17 protein-coding genes are annotated in these 20,110 nt (G+C 75.7%); 9 read left to right on the top strand and 8 right to left on the bottom strand.

Annotated elements, in window-relative coordinates; all coding sequences use genetic code 11:
* Window positions 1-4: 4 nt before the first annotated feature.
* Window positions 5-997: an NAD(P)H-quinone oxidoreductase gene (locus tag ACI8AF_RS00085; protein ID WP_456537611.1), complete on the top strand. Its 993-nt coding sequence runs from the start codon at window positions 5-7 to the stop codon at window positions 995-997.
* Here ACI8AF_RS00085 and ACI8AF_RS00080 read toward each other — a convergent pair.
* Window positions 984-2,210 (bottom strand): cysteine desulfurase-like protein, encoded by a 1,227-nt coding sequence (locus ACI8AF_RS00080; protein ID WP_456537610.1) that lies wholly within the window; start codon window positions 2,208-2,210, stop codon window positions 984-986. The two genes, ACI8AF_RS00085 and ACI8AF_RS00080, sit on opposite strands and share 14 nt — an antisense overlap.
* Window positions 2,211-2,316: 106 nt before the next feature.
* On the opposite strand from ACI8AF_RS00080, the gene ACI8AF_RS00075 reads away from it, so the two are divergent.
* Window positions 2,317-2,880 carry a bacterial proteasome activator family protein gene (locus ACI8AF_RS00075; protein ID WP_456537609.1) on the top strand — a complete coding sequence of 188 codons (564 nt, stop codon included), beginning with the start codon at window positions 2,317-2,319 and terminating at the stop codon, window positions 2,878-2,880.
* 104 nt (window positions 2,881-2,984) lie between these two features.
* Here the strand turns inward: ACI8AF_RS00075 and ACI8AF_RS00070 are convergent, their stop codons facing one another.
* The 4 genes from ACI8AF_RS00070 to serS form a co-directional block, all read right to left on the bottom strand.
* Window positions 2,985-4,631, bottom strand: a complete 1,647-nt coding sequence (locus ACI8AF_RS00070; RefSeq protein ID WP_456537608.1) for a methyl-accepting chemotaxis protein — start codon at window positions 4,629-4,631, stop codon at window positions 2,985-2,987.
* A 186-nt stretch (window positions 4,632-4,817) separates the two neighbouring features.
* Window positions 4,818-5,621 carry an HAD family hydrolase gene (locus ACI8AF_RS00065; RefSeq protein WP_456537607.1) on the bottom strand — a complete coding sequence of 268 codons (804 nt, stop codon included), beginning with the start codon at window positions 5,619-5,621 and terminating at the stop codon, window positions 4,818-4,820.
* Window positions 5,614-6,519 carry an HAD family hydrolase gene (locus ACI8AF_RS00060; protein ID WP_456537606.1) on the bottom strand — a complete coding sequence of 302 codons (906 nt, stop codon included), beginning with the start codon at window positions 6,517-6,519 and terminating at the stop codon, window positions 5,614-5,616. Before ACI8AF_RS00060 ends, ACI8AF_RS00065 begins: the two co-directional genes overlap by 8 nt.
* A complete protein-coding gene (serS, locus tag ACI8AF_RS00055; RefSeq protein ID WP_456537605.1) occupies window positions 6,516-7,808 on the bottom strand; it encodes a serine--tRNA ligase in 1,293 nt (430 codons plus the stop codon). Before serS ends, ACI8AF_RS00060 begins: the two co-directional genes overlap by 4 nt.
* Before the next feature lie 147 nt (window positions 7,809-7,955).
* On the opposite strand from serS, the gene ACI8AF_RS00050 reads away from it, so the two are divergent.
* Genes ACI8AF_RS00050 through ACI8AF_RS00040 form a run of 3 tightly spaced genes read left to right on the top strand, consistent with a single transcriptional unit; the run spans window position 7,956 to window position 10,076 of the window.
* On the top strand, window positions 7,956-9,386 hold the full coding sequence (locus tag ACI8AF_RS00050; RefSeq protein WP_456537604.1) for a GuaB1 family IMP dehydrogenase-related protein: 1,431 nt from the start codon (window positions 7,956-7,958) through the stop codon (window positions 9,384-9,386).
* Window positions 9,383-9,730, top strand: coding sequence for a metallopeptidase family protein (locus ACI8AF_RS00045; protein WP_456537603.1), 348 nt, complete (start codon window positions 9,383-9,385; stop codon window positions 9,728-9,730). The genes ACI8AF_RS00050 and ACI8AF_RS00045 overlap by 4 nt, the downstream gene beginning before the upstream one ends.
* A 19-nt stretch (window positions 9,731-9,749) precedes the next feature.
* Window positions 9,750-10,076, top strand: a complete 327-nt coding sequence (locus ACI8AF_RS00040; RefSeq protein ID WP_456537602.1) for a GroES family chaperonin — start codon at window positions 9,750-9,752, stop codon at window positions 10,074-10,076.
* 52 nt (window positions 10,077-10,128) lie between these two features.
* On the opposite strand, the gene ACI8AF_RS00035 is transcribed toward ACI8AF_RS00040, so the two are convergent.
* The gene (locus ACI8AF_RS00035) at window positions 10,129-10,596 is read right to left on the bottom strand and encodes a MarR family winged helix-turn-helix transcriptional regulator (RefSeq protein ID WP_456537601.1); all 468 of its coding nucleotides are present in this window, start codon (window positions 10,594-10,596) and stop codon (window positions 10,129-10,131) included.
* A 91-nt stretch (window positions 10,597-10,687) separates the two neighbouring features.
* Here ACI8AF_RS00035 and ACI8AF_RS00030 point away from each other — a divergent pair, with 91 nt between their 5' ends.
* Entirely contained in the window at window positions 10,688-12,778 is a 2,091-nt protein-coding gene (locus ACI8AF_RS00030; protein ID WP_456537600.1) for an MMPL family transporter, read from the top strand.
* Between the two features lie 77 nt (window positions 12,779-12,855).
* Here the strand turns inward: ACI8AF_RS00030 and pheA are convergent, their stop codons facing one another.
* Window positions 12,856-13,806 carry a prephenate dehydratase gene (gene pheA / locus ACI8AF_RS00025; protein WP_456537599.1) on the bottom strand — a complete coding sequence of 317 codons (951 nt, stop codon included), beginning with the start codon at window positions 13,804-13,806 and terminating at the stop codon, window positions 12,856-12,858.
* Window positions 13,807-13,916: 110 nt separating this feature from the next.
* On the opposite strand from pheA, the gene ACI8AF_RS00020 reads away from it, so the two are divergent.
* From ACI8AF_RS00020 to larC, 3 genes are all read left to right on the top strand, one after another.
* Entirely contained in the window at window positions 13,917-15,578 is a 1,662-nt protein-coding gene (locus ACI8AF_RS00020) for a diguanylate cyclase (protein WP_456537598.1), read from the top strand.
* A 92-nt stretch (window positions 15,579-15,670) separates the two neighbouring features.
* Window positions 15,671-18,283 (top strand): diguanylate cyclase domain-containing protein, encoded by a 2,613-nt coding sequence (locus tag ACI8AF_RS00015; protein WP_456537597.1) that lies wholly within the window; start codon window positions 15,671-15,673, stop codon window positions 18,281-18,283.
* Window positions 18,284-18,303: 20 nt separating this feature from the next.
* Window positions 18,304-19,482 (top strand): nickel pincer cofactor biosynthesis protein LarC, encoded by a 1,179-nt coding sequence (larC, locus tag ACI8AF_RS00010; protein WP_456537596.1) that lies wholly within the window; start codon window positions 18,304-18,306, stop codon window positions 19,480-19,482.
* 10 nt (window positions 19,483-19,492) lie between these two features.
* On the opposite strand, the gene ACI8AF_RS00005 is transcribed toward larC, so the two are convergent.
* Complete coding sequence (locus ACI8AF_RS00005) at window positions 19,493-19,912, bottom strand: ester cyclase (RefSeq protein WP_456537595.1); 420 nt, start codon at window positions 19,910-19,912, stop codon at window positions 19,493-19,495.
* Window positions 19,913-20,110: the final 198 nt, after the last annotated feature.

Genomic DNA, 20,110 nt, shown 5'->3' with positions numbered 1-20,110 from the left:
GGCCATGCGTGCCATCACGATCCGCGAGCCCGGCGGTCCCGAGGTGCTCGAGTGGACCGAGGTCCCCGACCCGGTCTGCGGGCCGGGAGAGGTGGTCGTCGACGTCGCGGCCACCGCGGTCAACCGCGCCGACCTGCTGCAGCGGCAGGGCTTCTACCCGCCGCCCCCCGGGGCGAGCGACGTCCTCGGCCTCGAGTGCAGCGGGGTGGTCAGCGAGGTCGGCGACGGCGTCACCGGCTGGCAGGTCGGCGACGAGGTGTGCGCGCTGCTCGCGGGTGGTGGCTACGCCGAGCGGGTCGCCGTCCCGGCCGGGCAGCTGCTGCCCCGCCCCGCGGGGGTGGAGCTGGCCACCGCCGCGGCGCTGCCCGAGGTCACCTGCACCGTCTGGTCCAACGTGTTCCTGCTGGCCCGGCTGGGGCGCGGCGACACCTTCCTCGTGCACGGCGGGTCCAGCGGCATCGGCACCATGGCCATCCAGCTGGCCGCCCGCGCCGGCGCCCGCGTGTTCACCACCGCCGGCACCCCGGAGAAGCTCGACGTCTGCCGCGAGCTGGGCGCGGAGGTGCTGGTCAACTACCGCGAGGAGGACTTCGTCGAGCGGGTCCGCGAGGAGACCGACGGCGCCGGCGTCGACGTCGTCCTGGACAACATGGGCGCGAAGTACCTGGCCCGCAACGTCGACGTCCTGGCCGTCGGCGGGCGGCTGGTCTGCATCGGCATGCAGGGCGGCACCAAGGCCGAGCTCGACCTCGGCGCGCTGATGCGCAAGCGGGCCGCGGTGCACGCCACCACGCTGCGCTCGCGACCGCCGGCCGGCCCCGGCGGCAAGGCCGAGATCGTCGCCGCGGTGCGCCACGACGTGTGGCCCGACGTCGAGCGCGGCGTGGTCCGGCCGATCGTCGACCGGCGGCTGCCGATGTCGCGGGCGGCGGAGGCCCACCGGGTGGTCGAGGCCAGCGAGCACGTGGGCAAGGTGCTGCTGATCACCGACGAGTAGCGGTGCGCAGCGCCGCGACGGAGTCGATCACGTAGCCGACCTCGTCGGCGGTGTTGTAGTGCTGCAGGCCCAGCCGCACCGCCCCGCCGGCCTCGTTGACCCCGAGCGCGTCGAACAGCTCGCGGGCGTAGTAGTCGCCGTCCCAGGCGCAGATGCCCTGGCGGGACAGCTCGGCGGTCACCTGCCGCGGGGTCATGCCGGCGACGCGGAACGACAGCGTCGGGGTGGGGTCGGCCGGGCGGCCGAGGACGTGCACGTGCCGCATCGCCCGCAGCGCGTCGTCCAGCCAGCCGAACAGCTGGCCCTCGTAGGCGGCGACCGCGGCCATCGAGGTGCGCAGCCGGTCCCGCCGCGAGCCCGTCGCCTCCCCGCACAGCGTCGCGAGGTGGTCGACTGCGGCCGGGACGCCGGCCAGCAGCTCGAACGGCGGGGTGCCGGTCTCGAAGCGGTCGGGCACGCGGTCGGAGGCGGGCAGCACCTTGTCGGGCCACATCTGCTCCAGCAGCCCGGGGTCGGCGACGACGGCACCGACGTGCGGGCCGCACCACTTGTAGGCCGACAGGGCGAGGAAGTCGGCGCCGAGCACGCGGCGGTCGAGCAGGCCGTGGGGGGCGGCGTGCACGCCGTCGACGTAGACCAGCGCCCCGGCGGCGTGCGCGCGGGCGGCGATCGCGGCGACGTCGGGCCGGGTGCCGATCGCGTTGCTGGCGGCCGTGACGGCGACCAGGCGGGTGCGGGAGGTGAGCAGCCGGTCGTACTGCCAGACGGGCAGCTCGCCGGTCTCGATGTCCACCTCGGCCCAGCGCACCAGGACGCTGGTCTCCTCCGCGACCTGGATCCACGGCCGGATGTTGGCGTCGTGGTCGAGCCGGCTGACCACGATCTCGTCGCCGGGGCGCCACGTGCGGGCCAGCGTGCGGGCGAAGCGGTAGGTCAGCGTGGTCATGTTGCCGCCCAGGACGACGCCGCCGGCGACCCCGCCCACCAGGTCGGCGACCGCGGACCGGGCCGCGGTGACGATCGCCTCGGCCCGGCCCGACGCGGGGAAGACCCCGCCCCGGTTGGCGACCGGCATGCGCATCGCGTGGGCCACCGCGCGGGCCACGCTCTCGGGCACCAGCGTGCCGGCCGGGCCGTCGGTGTGCACGAACCCGTCGGCGAGTGCGGGGAAGAGACCGCGCACCCGCGCGACGTCGAGCCGGGCCTCCCCCACGCCCGCAGACTAGTGCGCCACGGTCTTCCGGTGACCGCCCGTTCCGGTGCCCGGCGGTTCCCCGGCCACCGGCGTGGCGGTCGCCGGCACGAGGCAGGATGGGGGCATGACCGCACCCGGGAACGGCAGCGAGCGTCCGCAGCAGATCGTGGTGGTGGGCCCCGACGGGCGTCCGGTCGGCGCGGTGCCGATGCCGGTGGCCGCCGAGGGCCAGGACGGCGGCGAGCTCCCCGAGGGCGCGCAGGGCGTCGCGGCCATGGTCGAGGAGCCGGCCAAGGTCATGCGGATCGGCACGATGATCAAGCAGCTGCTCGAGGAGGTGCGGGCGGCGCCCCTCGACGAGGCCAGCCGCAACCGGCTGCGCGACATCCACGCCGCGTCCATCCGGGAGCTGGAGGAGGGGCTCTCGCCCGACCTGCGCGAGGAGCTGGAGCGGATCACGCTGCCGTTCAGCGAGGACGCGACGCCCTCGGACGCCGAGCTCCGGATCGCGCAGGCGCAGCTGGTCGGCTGGCTGGAGGGCGTGTTCCACGGCATCCAGACGGCGCTGTTCGCCCAGCAGATGGCCGCCCGCGCCCAGCTGGAGGAGATGCGCCGGCGGGCGCTGCCCGGCGGCGCCCCGCAGCAGCCCCAGCCCGACTTCCGGCCGGGCGGCGGCCAGTACCTGTAGCGCTGACCGCGGCGACGATCGGCCTCCCTGATCGAAGAGGGTCCTCCCCCACACCGCAGCGTGGGGGAGGACCCCTTCGGATCAGGTGAGCCGATCCCGGCCGGTCAGAGGGTGAAGCGGCCGACCGCGTCCTGCAGCTCGCCGCTCATCCGGGCCAGCTCGGCGGCCGCCCGCTGGGCGTCCTCCACCCGCAGGTTGGTCTCCGAGGTGCCCGCGGCCAGCCCGGAGATCGCGGCGGCGATGTCCTGCGAGCCGCTGGCCGCCTCGGCGACGTTGCGGTTCATCTCGTTGGTCGTCGCGGTCTGCTCCTCGACCGCGGCGGCGATCGTCGCCTGGAAGTCGTTGATCTCGGCGATGACCGTGCTGATCCGACCGATCGCGTCGACGGCGCCGGCGGTGTCGGCCTGGATGGCCTCCACGCGCTTGGAGATGTCCTCGGTCGCCCGGGCGGTCTCCTGCGCCAGCTCCTTGACCTCGCTGGCCACGACGGCGAAGCCCTTGCCCGCCTCCCCCGCCCGCGCGGCCTCGATGGTCGCGTTGAGCGCCAGCAGGTTCGTCTGCTCGGCGATGCCGTTGATCAGCTTGACCACCGTGGCGATCTCCTGCGAGGAGTCGCCGAGCTTGCCCACGGTCCGGGTCGTCGTCTCGGCGACCGTCACGGCCTGACCGGCGACCCGGGCGGCCTCGGTGGCGTTGTGCGCGATCTCCCGGATCGCCGACTCCATCTGCGACGAGCCCGCGGCGACCGTGTCGACGCTGGAGGCCACGTCACCGGCCGAGGCGACGACCGAGTCGGCCTGGGAGGCCGCGGTCCGCGCGTTGTCGGCGATCGCCTGCGAGGCGGCGTCGAGCTGGTGCGAGGCGTCGGCCAGCCGCGCGGCGGAGCCGCGGACCAGCTTCATGACGTCGCCGAGGGAGTCGAGCGTGTGGTCGAGCGAGCGGGCGACCTCGCCCAGCTCGGCGCCGCCGGTCTCGCCGGCCCGCACGGACAGGTCGCCGTCGGCGACCCGGCCGAGGACCTCGCGGATCCGCTGCACGGGCCGCATGACGCCCTGGGCGACGAACAGCGCCAGGACGACGGAGACGATCAGGCCGATCGCGATGATCACGAGGGTGAGGGTCCGGGCCGCGACGTAGGCGCTCTCCGCCTCCTCGGTGACCGCGACGGCGTTGGCGGCCGCCGCCTCGGTCGCGGCCGCGAGGGACTCCTCGATCGCCGCCTCCTGCTCGTCCATGGTCTGCAGCAGGCCCTGGATCTGCCGCGGATCGGCCTCGAGGCCCAGGCCCTGCAGCTGGCTCAGCGCCGTCAGGTAGGTCTGCACCGCGGTGGAGAACTGCTCGAACGACGCGCGCGCGTCGGGCGGGAGCGGCATCCCGGCGACCCGCTCGGCGTTCGCCGCCAGCTCCTCGCCCGTGGCGGCGGCGCCCTGCTGGGCGCTCCGCACCGACGCCGGCGGGAGGCCGGGGATGGCGGCGCGGGCGGTGTAGGCGGACATCTGCCACCAGCCGGCCTCGAGCTGGCGCAGCCCGTCCAGCGGCTCGGCGCCCTCGTCGTAGACGCGGGCGGCCTCGTCGTTGAGCGTCGACATCCGGTCGATGCCGACGACGCCGACGGCCAGGGTGGTGAGGGCGACGACCAGGATCGCGCCGAGCAACCGGGCTCGCATGCCGAGCCCGCGCCCGGCAGTGGCGGCCGGCGCGACCTGGTCACCCCCCTCGGTGCGGGGTGCGGGCTCGTACGCGACGTCCATGTGCGGCCTCCGGTGGCGGCGGTAGGGGTGGTCACCCCACCTATCGGCAGCACCGGCTGGCACTCGTCTCGGAGCAGGGGAACGTGGTGCGCGCGTGGCGAGAGGTCGGTCACCCGTGACCACGGGCGGCCGACCTCTCGGTGCGACGGCGTCGGAAGCGGAGCCGGCCGACGCGTACCGGGCGGCTCAGAGAGCGGCGAGGAACGCCGCGACGCCGTCGTCCTCGTTGCTGCCCGTGACGTCGGTCGCGGCGGCGAGCACGTCGGGGTGGGCGTGGGCCATCGCGACCGCCCGGCCGCCGGCCTCGCGCACCCAGTCGAAGGCGGCGATGTCGTTGGGCATGTCCCCGAACACGACGAGGTCCTCGGGGCCGACGCCGTACCGGGCGGCCACCTTGGCCAGGCCGGAGGCCTTGGTGACCCCGGCGGCGCTGATCTCCGCCAGCGCCTCGTCCGACGAGTTGGTCACCGTGGCCCGGTCGCCGACGATCTCCTCGACGGCGGCGAGGAAGGTGTCGCGGTCGAGGTCCTCGTGGCGGGCGAGCAGCTTGGCGACCGGCTCGCGCACCAGGTCCTGCAGGGGCGCGGTGGCCACGCCCGGCACGTCGACGTCCCACCGCGGGTGGTAGTCGGGCTCGTGCCGGAACTCCAGGCCGTACTCGACGCCGAACCGGGTGCCCGGCCGGCGGCGGCGCAGCTCGGCGACGACGTCCTGCATGACGTCCGCCGCGAGCGGGTCCTCGTCGACGACGGTGAAGGTCTCCAGGTCGAGCAGCACCGCGCCGTTGCAGCAGACCGCGGTGCCGAACTCCAGCACCTTGCGGATCCTGCGCATCCACCGCGGCGGGCGGCCGGTGGCGAGCACCACCGGCACGCCCTCGGCCCGCCACCGGGCGAGCTCGGCCACGGTCGCCTCGCTGACCGTGTCGTCCCAGTGCAGGAGGGTGCCGTCCATGTCGCTGGCGATGAGCCGCGGCCTCCAGTCAGACATCCAGGACCGCCTCGAGGTAGCGCGCGACGCCCTCGGCGTCGTTGCCGCTGGTCAGCTCCGGCGTCGCGGCCCGGACGGCGGGGTGCGCGTTGGCGACGGCGACCGCCCGGCCGCCCGCCTCGCGGACCGCGGTGATCATCGGCAGGTCGTTGGGCATGTCGCCGAAGGCCAGGACCTCGTCGAAGCCGACGCCGTAGCGCTCGAGGGCCACGGCCAGGCCGCTCGCCTTGGTGATGCCCGGCGGCAGCACCTCGATGAAGCCGAGCCCGGCGTGGGTGACCGCGGCGACCGCGGGGTCGACCACCTTGTCGGCCCGGGCGAGCAGCTCGTCCTGGCCGAGGCGCGCCGAGCGCAGGAACACCTTGAGGACGGCGCCGTCGGGCAGCACGCGGTGGCGGGGCAGCAGGTGCGCCGGCTCGGGGTAGGGCCAGTCGAAGCCGTGCTGCACGCGCAGCGGCCGGCGGGCCTCGGCCTGCTCGGCGGCGTCCTCGACGGCGATCACCAGGTCGCCGGCGACCGCCTCGATCTGCTCGATCACCGCCATCGCCTGCGCCCGGGGCAGCCCGACGGTGCGCAGGACCTCGTCGCGCTCGAGGTCGACGACGTAGCCGCCCTGCGCGAGCACGGCGATGCCGCGCCCGGCCAGCGCCCCGCGGACGCTGTCGAGCAGCCGCGGCCCGCGGCCGGTCGCGCCGACGACCGGGATGCCGGCGTCCCAGCAGGCCTCCAGCGCCGCGCGGGTGCGCGGGCGGACCGTGCCGGCGGAGTCCAGCAGGGTGCCGTCGAGGTCGGTGGCGACCAGCCGCGGGCGCCAGCCGCCGAGGTCGGGCGGCTCGACGACGACGTCGGAACCGGGTGCGGCGTGCCCTGAGGAGGGCAGCACGCCGGGAGCGCTCATGCGGGGACGGCCGCCGTCAGGTCCATGCCCGGGGTGAGCGCCTCGAGGCCGCCCAGCCACGGCCGCAGCGCCTTGGGCACGTGCACCGACCCGTCGGCGCGCTGGTGCACCTCGAGCAGGCAGGCGATGGTGCGGGCGATCGCGCACAGCGTGCCGTTGAGGGTGGCCGCGGTCTGCGGCTTGCCGTCGTCCCCCCGGTACCGGATGTTGAGCCGGCGGGCCTGGAAGGTCGTGCAGTCCGACGTGCTGGTCAGCTCGCGGTAGGTGCCCTGGCTGGGGAACCAGGCCTCGATGTCGAACTTGCGGGCCGCGCTGCTGCCCAGGTCGCCGGCGGCGATGTCGACCACCCGGTAGGGCAGCTCCAGCGCCTGGAGGAACTCCTCCTCCCAGGCGAGCAGCCGCTGGTGCTCGGCGGCGGAGTCCTCCGGCCGGACGTAGCTGAACATCTCGACCTTGTCGAACTGGTGCACGCGGATGATCCCGCGGGTGTCCTTGCCGTAGGACCCGGCCTCGCGGCGGAAGCAGGACGACCAGCCGGCGTAGTGCCGCGGGCCGGCGGAGAGGTCGAGCACCTCGTTCATGTGCATGCCGGCGAGCGGCACCTCCGAGGTCCCGACGAGGTAGAGGTCGTCGCGCTCGACCTTGTAGACCTCCTCGGCGTGCGCGCCGAGGAAGCCGGTGCCCTCCATCGCCTCGGGCCGCACCAGCGCCGGCGCGACGACGGGGGTGAACCCGGCGGCCACGGCCCGGGTGATCGCCAGCTGGGCGAGGGCGAACTCGAGCAGCGCGCCCGGCCCGGTGAGGAAGTAGAAGCGGGCGCCGGAGACCTTCGCGCCGCGCTCGAGGTCGATCGCGCCGAGGCCCTCGCCGATCTCCACGTGGTCGCGGACCGGGAAGTCGTAGGTGGGGACGTCGCCAACGGTGCGCAGCGTCACCGCGTCGTCCTCACCGCCCGGCGGGACGTCCGGGTGGACGACGTTGGCGATCGTCAGGTGCGCCTCGCGCAGGGCGACGTCGGCGGCGCGCTGCGCCTCCTCGGCCTCCTTGACCTCGGCGGCCAGCGCCTTGGCCCGCTCCAGGACGGCGGGGCGTTCCTCGGCGGAGGCCTTCCTCACCGCCTGCGACGCGGCCTTCTGCTCCCCGCGCAGGTGGTCGGCGCGCCCGACGGCCTGCCGGCGGGCCTCGTCGGCCGTGAGCAGCCGGTCGACCAGCGACTCGTCGGCGCCGCGCGCCCGCTGGCTGGCACGGACGACGTCGGGGTGCTCGCGCACGAGCCGCAGGTCGATCACGATCCGATCGTAGGCGGGCCGCCCTGCCCGCCTCGCCGACCCGCGACCTCCCGCCGAGATCACGCGATCTCGGCGCATCAGGACGGCCAGCGGGCCGAGATACCGGGATCTCGGCACGGAGGAGCGCGGGTCAGGGACACTGGGCCCATGCGCTTCCTCGGCGACCGGCCGCAGCACGACCTCACGTACGCCGACGTCTTCATGGTGCCGAACCACTCGACGGTCGGCTCCCGGCTCGAGGTGGACCTGACCACGCCCGACCGGGTGGGGACGACGGTCCCGATCGTGGTCGCCAACATGACGGCGATCTCCGGCCGGCGGATGGCCGAGACGGTGGCCCGCCGCGGTGGCCTCGCCGTCATCCCGCAGGACATCCCGGTCGACGTCGTCGGCGAGGTGCTCACCTGGATCAAGGCGCGCCACCCGGTCTACGACACGGCGATCACGCTCAGCCCGACGTCCACCGTCGCCGACGCGCTGTCGCTGCTCACCAAGCGCGCGCACGGGATCGTCGTCGTGGTCGACGACGGTGTCCCGGTCGGCGTGGTCACCGACGGCGCCTGCCAGGGCGTGGACCGGTTCACCCAGCTCTCGCAGGTCATGTCGCCCGACCCGCTGACCGTCCCGGCCGGCACCGACCTGCCGAAGATCTTCGACGTGCTCTCCGACGCGCGCGTCAACGCCGCGCCGGTGGTGGAGGGCGACCGCCTGGTCGGCGTCATCACCCGCAAGGGCGCGCTGCGCTCGGCGCTCTACCTGCCCGCGGTGGATGACCGCGGCCAGCTGCTGACCTCCGCCGCGGTGGGCATCAACGGCGACGTGCGCGGCAAGGCCGAGGCACTGCTGTCGTACGGCGTCGACGTCCTCGTGGTCGACACCGCGCACGGGCACCAGGAGAAGGCGGTCGAGGCGGTGCGCACGGTCCGGTCGGTGGCCGGGTCGGTGCCGGTCGTCGCCGGCAACGTGGTCACCGCCGGGGGGACGACGGACCTGATCGAGGCCGGCGCCGACGTCGTCAAGGTCGGCGTGGGCCCGGGCGCCATGTGCACCACGCGGATGATGACCGGCGTCGGCCGGCCGCAGTTCTCCGCCGTGGAGGAGTGCGCCGCGGCGGCCCGCGCGCTGGGCAAGCACGTCTGGGCCGACGGCGGCGTGCGGCACCCGCGCGACGTGGCGCTGGCCCTGGCGGCCGGCGCGGCCAACGTGATGGTGGGCTCCTGGTTCGCCGGCACGTACGAGAGCGCCGGCGACATGAACAACGACGGTTCGGGCCGGCTCTACAAGGAGTCGTTCGGCATGGCGTCGGCGCGGGCGGTCAAGGCGCGGACGTCGTCGCAGGGCGCCTTCGACCGGGCCCGCGCGGGCCTGTTCGAGGAGGGCATCAGCTCCTCGCGGATGTACCTGGACCCGGAGCGCCCCGGGGTCGAGGACCTGATCGACGGCATCGTCGCCGGGGTGCGCTCGGCCTGCACCTACGCCGGCGCCCGCACGGTCGACCAGCTGCACGAGCGCGCGGTGCTGGGGGTGCAGAGCGCGGCCGGCTACGAGGAGGGGCGGCCGCTGCCGACCAGCTGGTGAAGCCCCTCCCGCTGGAGCAGTTCGAGGGCCTGGTCGCCGACGCGCTCGACGAGGTGCCGGCCGAGCTGATGGCGCTGCTGGACAACGTCGTCGTCCTGGTCGAGGACCGCAACGAGGAGGAGCCCGACCTGCTCGGGCTCTACGAGGGCTACGCGCTGACCGAGCGCGGCTGGCAGTACGGCGGCGCGCTGCCCGACCGGATCATGATCTACCGCGAGGCGATCTGCGACGTCTGCGAGACCGAGGACGAGGTGGTCGAGGAGGTCACGATCACCGTCGTCCACGAGATCGCGCACCACTTCGGCATCGACGACGCCCGCCTGCATGAACTGGGCTGGGGGTGAGGGTCGTACCGTGATCGGCGTGGCAGAGACCGCGGGGAAGCTCCCGATCAAGATGCTGCACGACCGCATCCTGGTCGCGCTGCGCAAGGAGGACGGCGAGCGGCGGTCGACCGGCGGCATCCTCATCCCGGCGACCGCGCAGGTCGCCAAGCGGCTGGTGTGGGGCGAGGCGCGCGGCGTCGGCGGCAACGTCCGCCAGGTGAAGGTCGGCGACCAGGTGCTCTTCTCCCCCGAGGACCAGCACGAGGTCGAGGTGCACGGCGAGGACCTGATCATCCTGCGCGAGCGCGACGTGCACGCCGTCGCCGCCGAGCGCATCGAGGAGTCCACCGGCCTCTACCTCTGAGGCATAGGTACCTATACATGCGTTCTGCGGCTTGGAACGCACGTATAGGTACCTATGCCTGGGACGTCCCGGGCTGCTGGTGGCGGACGATCACCTCGGTCATCTCCCCGAGGAACCGGCGGACGACGGCGAGCTCCTCGTCGGTGTAGCCCTCCATGGCGGCCGTCAGGTCGCGGTTCAGCCCGCCGAAGAACTCCGCCCCGGCGGCCATCGCACTCGGGGACATCTCCAGCACCACCCGCCGGCGGTCGGCCTCGTCGCGCACCCGACGCAGGTGCCCGACCCGTTCGAGCCGGTCGACCAGCGCGGTCACCGACGCCGAGGAGAGGTCCACCGCCGCGCCGAGCGCCCCGGCCGTCATCGGCCGGCCCGCGCGGGCGGCGTCCATGATCGCCACGAGGGCCCGGACGTCGGTGCGGTTGAGCCCGTGCAGGCCGGCGAACCGCTGCCCGACGGCGTCGAGCTCGACGGTGAGCCGGCGCAGCATCAGGCTGATCTCCTGGCGCGCCGCTGCATCCACGTGGACTCCCCTCCCGGAATTGCCAGCAGTCTCACAACCGCCCTAACATCTCGATCGTCGAGATTATCGAACGTCGAGGGATTCTCTCACCATGCAACGGCTCCGCTGGCTCCTCCCCCTGCTCGTCCTCCTCCTCTGGATCGGCGGCGCCGCGCCGCTGGGCAGCCTCAGCGGCAAGCTGACCGGCGTCCAGGAGAACGACACCGCGGCGTTCCTCCCCGACAGCGCCGAGTCGACCCGGGTCACGGAGCTGCAGCAGGAGTTCTCGACCACCGAGGCGATCCCGGCGGTGCTGCTGTGGGAGAGCACCGGCGGTCCGCTCGACGAGGCGACGCTGGGCGCCATCGCCGAGCGCGTCGGCGAGGCCGTGCAGGTGGCCGAGGACGCCGACGCGCTGGCCGGCGAGGCGTCCCCGCCCATCCCCTCGGAGGACGGCGAGGCGGTCCAGGCGTTCCTGCCGCTGACCCCCGACCTCGGCGACGAGATCGTGACCGTCGTCGAGGACCTGCGCGCCACGCTGCCGGTCGAGGGCACCGACTCGTTCGTCACCGGCCCGGGCGGGATCTTCGCCGACTTCGCCAACGGGTTCGCCGGCATCGACGGCCTCCTGCTGCTCGCCGCCTTCGGCGTCGTCCTGCTCATCCTGCTGGTCGTCTACCGCAGCCCGATCCTGCCGTTCCTGGTCATCGGCACCGCGGGTCTCGCGCTCACCGCCGCCAACGCCGTCGCGTACCTCCTGGCCGACGCCGGCGTCATCACCGTCAACGGCCAGAGCCAGGGCATCGCCGCGATCCTCGTCGTCGGCGCCGCCACCGACTACGGGCTGCTGCTGGTCGCCCGCTTCCGCGAGGAGCTGCGCCGCGAGCGGTCCAAGTACGCCGCCATGCGCACCGCGCTGCGCCGCTCGTGGGAGCCGATCGTCGCCTCCGGCGCGACCGTCGTCCTCGGCGTCCTCTGCCTGCTGTTCTCCGACCTCGCGTCCAACCGCGGCCTCGGCCCGATCTCGGCGGTCAGCGTCTGCCTCGCCGTCCTGGCCGCGCTGTCGTTCCTGCCGGCCGCCCTCGTGCTGCTCGGCCGCGCCGCCTTCTGGCCCTTCCGGCCCAGGTACGGGGTCGAGCCGGAGGAGGGCAGGGGCTGGCAGCGGGTCGCGGCGCTGGTCGGGCGCCGGCCGCGCCGGGTGCTCGCCCTCAGCGTCCTCGGCCTGGTGGCCGCGGCGGTGTTCGCGCCCACCTACCAGGCCGACGGCATCACGTTCTCCGACGCCATCCGGGGCGAGTCGAACGGCGTCGACGGCCAGGAGGCGCTGGCCCGGCACTTCGACGCCGGCACGTCGAGCCCCACGGTGATCATCACCCCGGAGGACGCCTGGCCCGAGGTCGCGGAGGCGGCCGCGGCCACCGACGGCGTCGCCTCGGTCGCCCCGTTCCCCGCCGGGCAGCCCGAGCCCCTCGTCGTCGACGGCCTGGTGCGGCTCGACGTCACCCTCGCCGTCGCACCCGACAGCGTCGAGGCGATCGAGGTCGTCAAGGACCTCCGCGCCGAGCTGGACGCCGCCGATCCGGAGGCGCTGGTCGGCGGCGACACCGCCAGCAACCTGGACGCCCGCGAGAGCGCGGCGCACGACCTGCGGGTCATCGTGCCCGCGGTGCTGATCGTGATCACGATCGTGCTCGCGGTCCTGCTGCGCTCGATCGTCGCGCCCCTGGTGCTGGTGGGCACCGTCGTGCTCAGCGTGCTGGCCACGGCCGGCGTGGCGGCGCTGCTGTTCGAGAACGTCTTCGGCTTCCCCGGCAGCGACCCCGGCATCCTGCTGATCGCCTTCGTGTTCCTGGTCGCCCTGGGCATCGACTACAACATCTTCCTGATGACCCGGGCACGGGAGGAGTCCGCCCGCCACGGCACCAGGGACGGCGTCCTGCGCGCCCTCGCCGTGACCGGCGGGGTGATCACCAGCGCCGGCATGGTGCTGGCGGCCACCTTCGGTGCCCTGTCGGTGCTGCCGCTGCTGTTCCTCGCACAGCTCGCGTTCCTGGTCGGCTTCGGCGTCCTGCTCGACACCTTCGTCGTCCGCTCGCTGGTCGTGCCGGCCGCCGTGGCGCTGATCGGCGACCGCACGTGGTGGCCGAGCCGGCTGGCCCGACGTCCCGACCCGGAGCCGGAACGGGAGCTCGAGACGGTCTAGCGGACCGGTTCGTCACACCCGGCGCGTCGGCTGTGACCGGGCACGACGGGGCCGGGACACTGACCGCGATGCCGCAGTCAGGAGGCCTCCCCGGCGCGCACCCGCGCCAGCCAGCCCTCCGCGTCGGCGAACGCGGCGTCCCGCGCCGTGCCCGGGACCGGCTTGTTCTCCCGCTCGTCGGCGCGCGCGTACGAGCCGAGGAAGCGCAGGTCGTCGCACACCCGGTGCAGCGCGGCCAGCGCCTCCCCCACCCGGCGGTCGGCGACGTGCCCCTCGCAGTCGATCGAGAACGAGTAGACGCCCAGCCGCTCGCGGGTCGGCCGCGACTCGATCCGGGTCAGGCTGATCCCGCGGACGGCGAACTCGCTGAGCAGCTCGAGCAGCGACCCCGGGCGGTCGCCGACCACGGCCACCAGCGACGTCTTGTCGTTGCCGGTCGGCGCCGGCAGCGCGCCCGGCGGCTGCACGAGCACGAACCGGGTGACCGCTCCCGGGTGGTCGGCGACGTCGGCCTCCAGCGTGGCCAGCCCGTAGCGCTCGGCCGCGATCGGGGCGCAGACCGCGGCGTCGACCTCGCCGTCGGCCACCGCCCGCGCGGCGTTCGCGGTGGAGGTCATCGGCAGCGGGGTGACCGCCGGCAGGTTCTCCGCCAGCCAGCGCGCCGACTGCGCGAGCGCGTGCGGGTGGCTGGCCAGCGACCGGACGGCGGCGAGGTCGGTGCCCGGCCGGGCCACCAGCGTCATCGTCACCGGCAGGAACACCTCGCGGGTGATCACCAGCGGCTCGCCGTAGGCCAGCCCGTCCATGGTGGCCGGCACCGAGCCCTCGACCGAGTTCTCCATCGGCACCAGCGCCGCGTCGGCGTCCCCGGACCGGACGGCGGCCAGCGCCGCGGGGACGCTCGGCTGGGGGTACCGCAGTCCCTCGCCCGACGTAACGGCCCTGCTCAGAGCCGCTTCGGCGAAGGTACCCTCGGGGCCGAGATAGGCGTACCGCGTCGGGTGCTGACGGGCGGGGATTCCGGGCACCCGGCGAGGGTAGTGCGGACGGGACGGGGCGGGTGCCTCACCCGGGGGAAGCCTCACTACCGGCAGCGCCGGCCGATCGCGCCGGCGGAGACCGTCGAGTGGAGGATGGCGTGACCCCCGGCTCCGCCCGAGTCACCGAGAGTGACTTCGAGGCTGCGCTGTGGCGTCTGCTGGCCGCCGGCGACCGCGACGAGACGTCCGCCTTCCTCGCCGGGCTGGACGACGCCGAGGCCGCGCTCACCGCCGCCTCCGAGCCGCGCTGGCTGGCCTGGCGGCACGCCCTCGCCGCGCGGCGCGGCCTGGTCGAGTCCGACCCCGCGGCGGTCAGCGTCGCGGTCGCCGCCGCCCGCGCGGCGCTGGAGAAGTGCCCGCCGACCCCCGACACCGCGCTGGCCATGGCCTACCTGGCGCACGTGGAGGTCACGGCCGACCGGTTCGACTCGGCGATGCTGCTGGCCGTCGACGCCAGCCTGCTCACCGACGGCCCGGCGGCGCGCACCCCCTCCCGGGCCCTGCACCAGGCGCACGCCTGGCTCTCCCGCACGCTGACCGGCCTCGACCTCGAGGAGCTCGCCGTCGCCCACGCGCTGCGCGGGCACGGCGTGGCCCTCCAGCTCGACGACCTCGGCGACCAGTGGCGGCTGCTCCTGCTGGTCGCCCAGCAGCAGACCGAGCTCGCCCAGACCCTGCGCCGCCGGGGCGACCTGCACCGGGCGGGCGAGCTGGCCTACACCGCGATCGACTGCGCCACCGCCGCCCGCCAGCTGGACTGGGAGCCCTCCCGCGACGAGCAGGACCTGCTCGACGTCGTCCAGTCGTGGGCCCTGATGTGCCGCGACGACCTCGACGAGGCCCTCGGCCCCATGCGCAGCGCGCACCGGCGCGTGCAGCAGGAGGGCGGGGTCTGGCTGCGCGGCTACGCCGACCTCGCGCTCGCCCGGCTGCTCGCCCTGCTCGGTGCCCGCGACGGCGCGACCGGGCTCGGCGAGCAGGCCATCGACCTGCTGGTCGACGCCTCCGGCGCCTTCGCGGCCGCCGGCGACCGGCGCCGCTACCGGCACTGCCTGCTGGAGCTGGGCCAGGCCACCGCCGCGCTCGGCCGGCCGGCCGAGGCGCTGCACTGGCTGGAGGCCTACCGCGCCGACACCGGCCGGGCGCAGGCCCGCGGCCGCGAGCTCTGGGCCGAGATGTTCGTCCAGCGCAGCCGGCTGCGGGAGGCCGAGCGGCAGGCCGCGGTGCTGCGCCGGCACGCCCTCGAGGACCCGCTCACCGGCCTGGGCAACCGGCGCAGCGCCGAGCGGCGGCTGGGCTCGCTGCACCACGGCGAGGCCCCGCTGTCGCTGGCGGTGGTCGACGTCGACCGGTTCAAGGAGGTCAACGACGAGGGGTCGCACTCCTCCGGCGACGTCGTCCTCAAGCGGGTCGCCGACCTGCTGCGCGAGCACAGCCGCACCGGCGACGAGGTGTACCGGTGGGCCGGCGACGAGTTCCTCGTCGTCCTGCCGACGGCGACCGAGACGCAGGCCCTCGCCGTCATGGACCGGCTGCGCGCCGCGGTGGAGCGGGCCGACTGGTCCGACCTGCCGCTGTCGGGGCCGGTGACGGTGAGCATCGGGGTGGCGACGACGCCGGTGGTCGACGGCGAGGCGACCGGCCCGGTGGGCTGGCGGGCGCTGTTCGACACCGCCGACCTCGAGCTCTTCTCCGCCAAGCGCGGCGGCCGCAACCGCGTGCGGGCCCCGGGCGGCATGCTCCCGGACGTCTCCGCATGATCCCCTGGGGCGCGTGGGACGCGACGGACGGCCGTCGGCGTGGTCCCCGCCGGGTGCTCGACACCGGCCGGGACGACGTGCACAGTGCGCTCGTGCCACCGGGAGCCCTGCACCACCGGGTGACCGCTGCCCTCGCGAACTGGCAGCTCGACGCCGCCGAGGAACTGCTCGCCGACGTCGAGCTGGACCCCTCGCCGTTCGAGGCGCCCGAGACCGACACCCCGGCCGACCTCGGCCGCGCGTGGGCCGACACGCTGCGCGCCGAGCTGCTCGTCCGCCGGCTGCGCGTCGCCGGTTTCACGCTGGTCGGCGACCCCCTGGGCCCGCCGTCGGAGGCCGCGCCCGCCCCGCTCGACCTGCACGCCGGCGTCGCCGAGCTCCTCGAGGGTCCGGCCGACGACGCCGCGGGCGACCCGCGCGCCGAGTCCGCCTCGCGCGCCGCGCTGGCCATCGCGCTGGTCCGCTCCGCCAAGGCCGCCTTCGACGCCACCGACGACGACCTGCAGCGCGCCGCCGGCCTCGCCCGGCACGCCCGCATCGAGCTGCTCTCCCGCCGGATCGACGCCGCCATGGACGAGGCGGTCGAGGCGGCCAGCCTGCTCGACCCCGCGCTCCCGCCCAGCGGCCTGCTGGTCGACACGCTCTCCTCGCTGGCCGGCGTCCTGGCCGACCTCGAGCTCATGCCCCTGGCGCTGGACTACCAGCGCCGCGCCTACGAGACCGCGATCGCCGCGGCCGCCGACCCCGAGGCGCTGACCACCGAGGACGGCGACCCCGACGTCCTGGTCGCCGCGCACGCCACCCGGCTGGGCGAGCTGTGCGCCGAGCTGGGCGAGGGCCTGCTCGACGACGGCGCCCCCGAGTCGGCCGCCCCGCACTTCGCCGAGGCCCGCGGCATGGCCGAGCGCGCCCTGGAGCTGCTGCCGCCGGACGAGCCGGGCGTCGTCGCCGCCCAGGTGGTGCACGGGTGGGCGCTGGTCGGGCTCGGCGAGCAGTCGGCCGCGACCGGGCCGCTGCGCGCCGCCGTCCGCATCACCTCGGCGCGGGCCGACCGCGCGCTGCTGTCCTCCGCCCAGCTCGCGCTCGGCCGCGCGCTGCGCCGGCAGGGCGACGGCCGCGGCGCCGACGAGCACCTGACCCAGGCCCTGGCGCTGTCGACCGAGCACGGGCTGCCGCGCGTGCGCCGGGCGGTGCTGCGCGAGCTGTGCACGCTGCACTCCGAGCTCGACGACGCCGGCCGCGCGCTGCCCTACCTGCAGGCCTACATCAGCGACGAGCTGGACCGGGTCGACGAGCGGCGCACCCGCTGGGTCGAGCTGTTCGGCCGGCGCAAGAGCCTGCTGGAGACCGAGCGCGCCGCCGGGCAGCTGCGCCGGCAGGCCTACGAGGACCCGCTCACCCACCTGCCCAACCGGCGCTACGCCGAGGCCCGGCTCGACGGGCTGCTGTCGGCCGGCTCCGCCCCGGCGCTCGCCGTCGTCGACGTCGACCACTTCAAGACGATCAACGACGCCGTCGGCCACCCGGGCGGGGACGCCGTGCTGCGGGTGGTGGCCGAGCTGCTGGTCGCCGGCGTCCGGGACACCGACGAGGTGTGCCGCTGGGCCGGCGACGAGTTCGTCATCCTGCTGCCCGACACCACCGCCGAGCAGGCCGAGCGGGCGCTGGAGCGGATCCGCCGGGCGATCGGCGCCTACGACTGGGCGGAGATCGGCCTCGAGGTGCCGGTGACGATCAGCGTCGGCATCGCCTCGGCCACCCGCGGCGACGACCGCCGCACCCTGTTCGCCGCCGCCGACGGCGTGCTCTACGACGCCAAGCGCAGCGGCCGCGACCGCGTCGTCCGGCTCTCCGCCGTCACCCAGACCCGGGCCGGCGCCACCCCGCCGGAGAGCGCGGCCGAGCCCGAGCCGGTGCCGGGGCCCGACGCCCCGGCGGATACGGTCGCCGACGTGCCCCCGCTGCTCGACGACGGCTTCGCCCCGCTGCTCACCGAGCCCCGGCCGGTCGCCCCGCTGGGCGCCGCGGGCGTGGTCGACCCGCCGCTGGCCCCCGCCCCGCCGGTGGCCGGGGTGGCCGCCGTCGCGCTGCCCGCGCCCGCCGAGCCCGAGGTCGTCTGGGGCACCGGCCGCAGCACCGAGCAGGTGCTGGCGCTGGTCCGCGAGGCCCGCCGCGTCTCCCCCGACCGCCCGGTCGTGGTGCTGCGCGCGGCGCCGGAGACCCTGGTCGCGCTGGCCGCGGAGCACGAGGCCCGCACCTCGATGGACGCCGCCGCGATGGCCGCCGCCGTCGGCCCGCTGCCCGAGCCGGTCGGCCGGGTCGCGGTGCTCAGCGGCGCCGGCACCGACGCGCCGGTCGCGGCCGAGACCGCCTTCGTCGCGCGGGTGGCCGGCACCGAGGTCGTCCGCATCGAGGACGTCGGCAGCAGCCGCCTGCGCCCGTTCCTCGCCGACCCCTCGCCGTTGGCCGGCGCCGACTGCCTCGTCGTCGTCACCGGGCAGGACGCCGGGCTGGCGGGCACCGTGGCCGCGCTGACCGACGTGCCGGTGGTCGCCGTCCCCACCTCGACCGGTCAGCCGGGCGGGTTCGGGGCGCTCGGCGCGGTGCTCACCGTGCTCGGCGCCGGCACGCCGGGCGTCGTGGTGAGCGCCGTCGACAACGGCTGGGCCGCCGGCGTCTTCGCCGCCCGCCTGGCCCGCCGCTGATCCGTCGGCAAGAGCACCCCGTGACGATCGGGTGGCTCGACCTGGCGGCGGGCGCGAGCGGCGACATGCTGCTGGGCGCGCTCCTCGACGCCGGCGTGCCGCTCGAGGTCCCCGCCCGGGCGGTGGCCGCGCTGGCCGTCGAGCCGGTCGGGCTCACCCCCGAGCAGGTCACCCGGCACGGCCTGGGCGCCACCCGCGTGCACGTCTCCGCCCCGCCGTCACCGCACCACCGCACCTGGGCCGACGTCCGCGCGCTCCTCACCGCCGCCGACCTGACCGCCGACGTCCGCGACCGGGCGCTGGCCGTGTTCGAGCGGCTGGCGCGCGCCGAGGGCCGGGTGCACCGCACGGACCCCGAGGACGTGCACTTCCACGAGGTGGGCGCGCTCGACGCCCTCGCCGACGTGGTCGGCGTCGTCGCCGGCTTCGCGCACCTGGCGCTCGACCGGCTGACCGCCTCCCCCGTCGCGCTGGGCAGCGGCTCGGCCCGCGGCGCCCACGGCGTCGTGCCCGTGCCGGCGCCGGCGGTGCTGGAGCTGCTCGCCGGCGTCCCCGTGCTCGCCGGCCCGGTGCCGGCCGAGGCGTGCACGCCCACCGGGGCGGCGCTGCTCGCCGAGCTGGTCGACGAGTGGACGACGCTGCCGCCGCTGCGGGTCGCGCGCACGGGCTACGGCGCCGGCGGCCGCGACCCGGTCGAGCTGCCCAACGTCGTCCGGCTGGTGCTCGGCGAGCCTCCCGCGCCAGCGGGCCCGGCCGTCGTGCTCGAGGCCAACGTCGACGACCTCGACCCGCGGCTGTGGCCCGGCGTGCTCGACGCCCTCCTCGCCGCCGGCGCCTCCGACGCGTGGCTCACGCCGATCGTCATGAAGAAGGGCCGCCCCGCGCACACCGTCTCGGCGCTCTGCCCGCCCGGCCGGACCGCCGCCGTGCAGGCGGCGGTGTTCGCGACGACGTCGACCATCGGGCTGCGCGTCGTCCCGGTCGGCAAGGTGGCCCTGGAGCGGACGGCGACCGCGGTCGAGGTGCTCGGCGCCCCCGTGGGCGTCAAGGTGGCCCGCCTCGACGGCCGGGTGGTCAACGTGAGCGTCGAGTACGAGGACGTCGTCGCGCTCGCCGGCGCGCGGCAGCTCCCGGTCAAGGAGGTGCTGCGCGCCGCCACCGCGGCCGCCGCGGCCGCGCACCCGGTGACCGGGCCGTGAACCCCGCCGGTCAGGCGGGCGCCGGCTGGGCCGACGTCAGCTGCGCGACCATCGCGGCCACGGGCATGTAGGCGCGCAGCGCGGTGATCGCGCCGTCCCGGACGTCGTAGCCCACGCAGTAGGGCACGTCCACCTGCCGGCCGGTCGCCGGGACGCCGGCGAACTCGCCCCGGTGCGTCCCCACGAACCGGGCCTCCAGCACCGCCACGCCGTCCCCGGTGACGAGCCCCACCAGCTCCGGGCGCGCGTCGAAGAGCTGGGTGTGGAAGGCGACGACGAGGTCGCGCACCTGCTCGCGGCCGTGGACCTGCTCCCCGGTCTCCATCGTGGTCCACGTGACGTCGGGGGCGAAGAACGCCGCGAAGTCCCCGCGGTCGACCAGCGCCCTCAGATAGCCCTCCATCACCGCTCGCGTCCCGACGTCCGACATGGCTGCCTCCCCTGGTCGTCGAACGGCTCGGCCCCACGCTCCTCCGGCCCGGCGGCCGGGCCCAGGGTCCGACGTCACCGCGGCGGGGGGGGGGGGGGGGGGGGGGGGGGGGGGGGGGGGGGGGGGGGCGCGGGGGGGTGGTGGGGGGTGGGGTGGTCGTGGGGGGGGGCGGGGTAGGCGGGGATGTCGAGGTTCTGC

It is taken from the genome of Blastococcus sp. SYSU D00669 (assembly GCF_054050715.1).
Note: the sequence above shows the minus strand (reverse complement) of the source record. Positions and strands in the feature narration are given on the sequence as shown.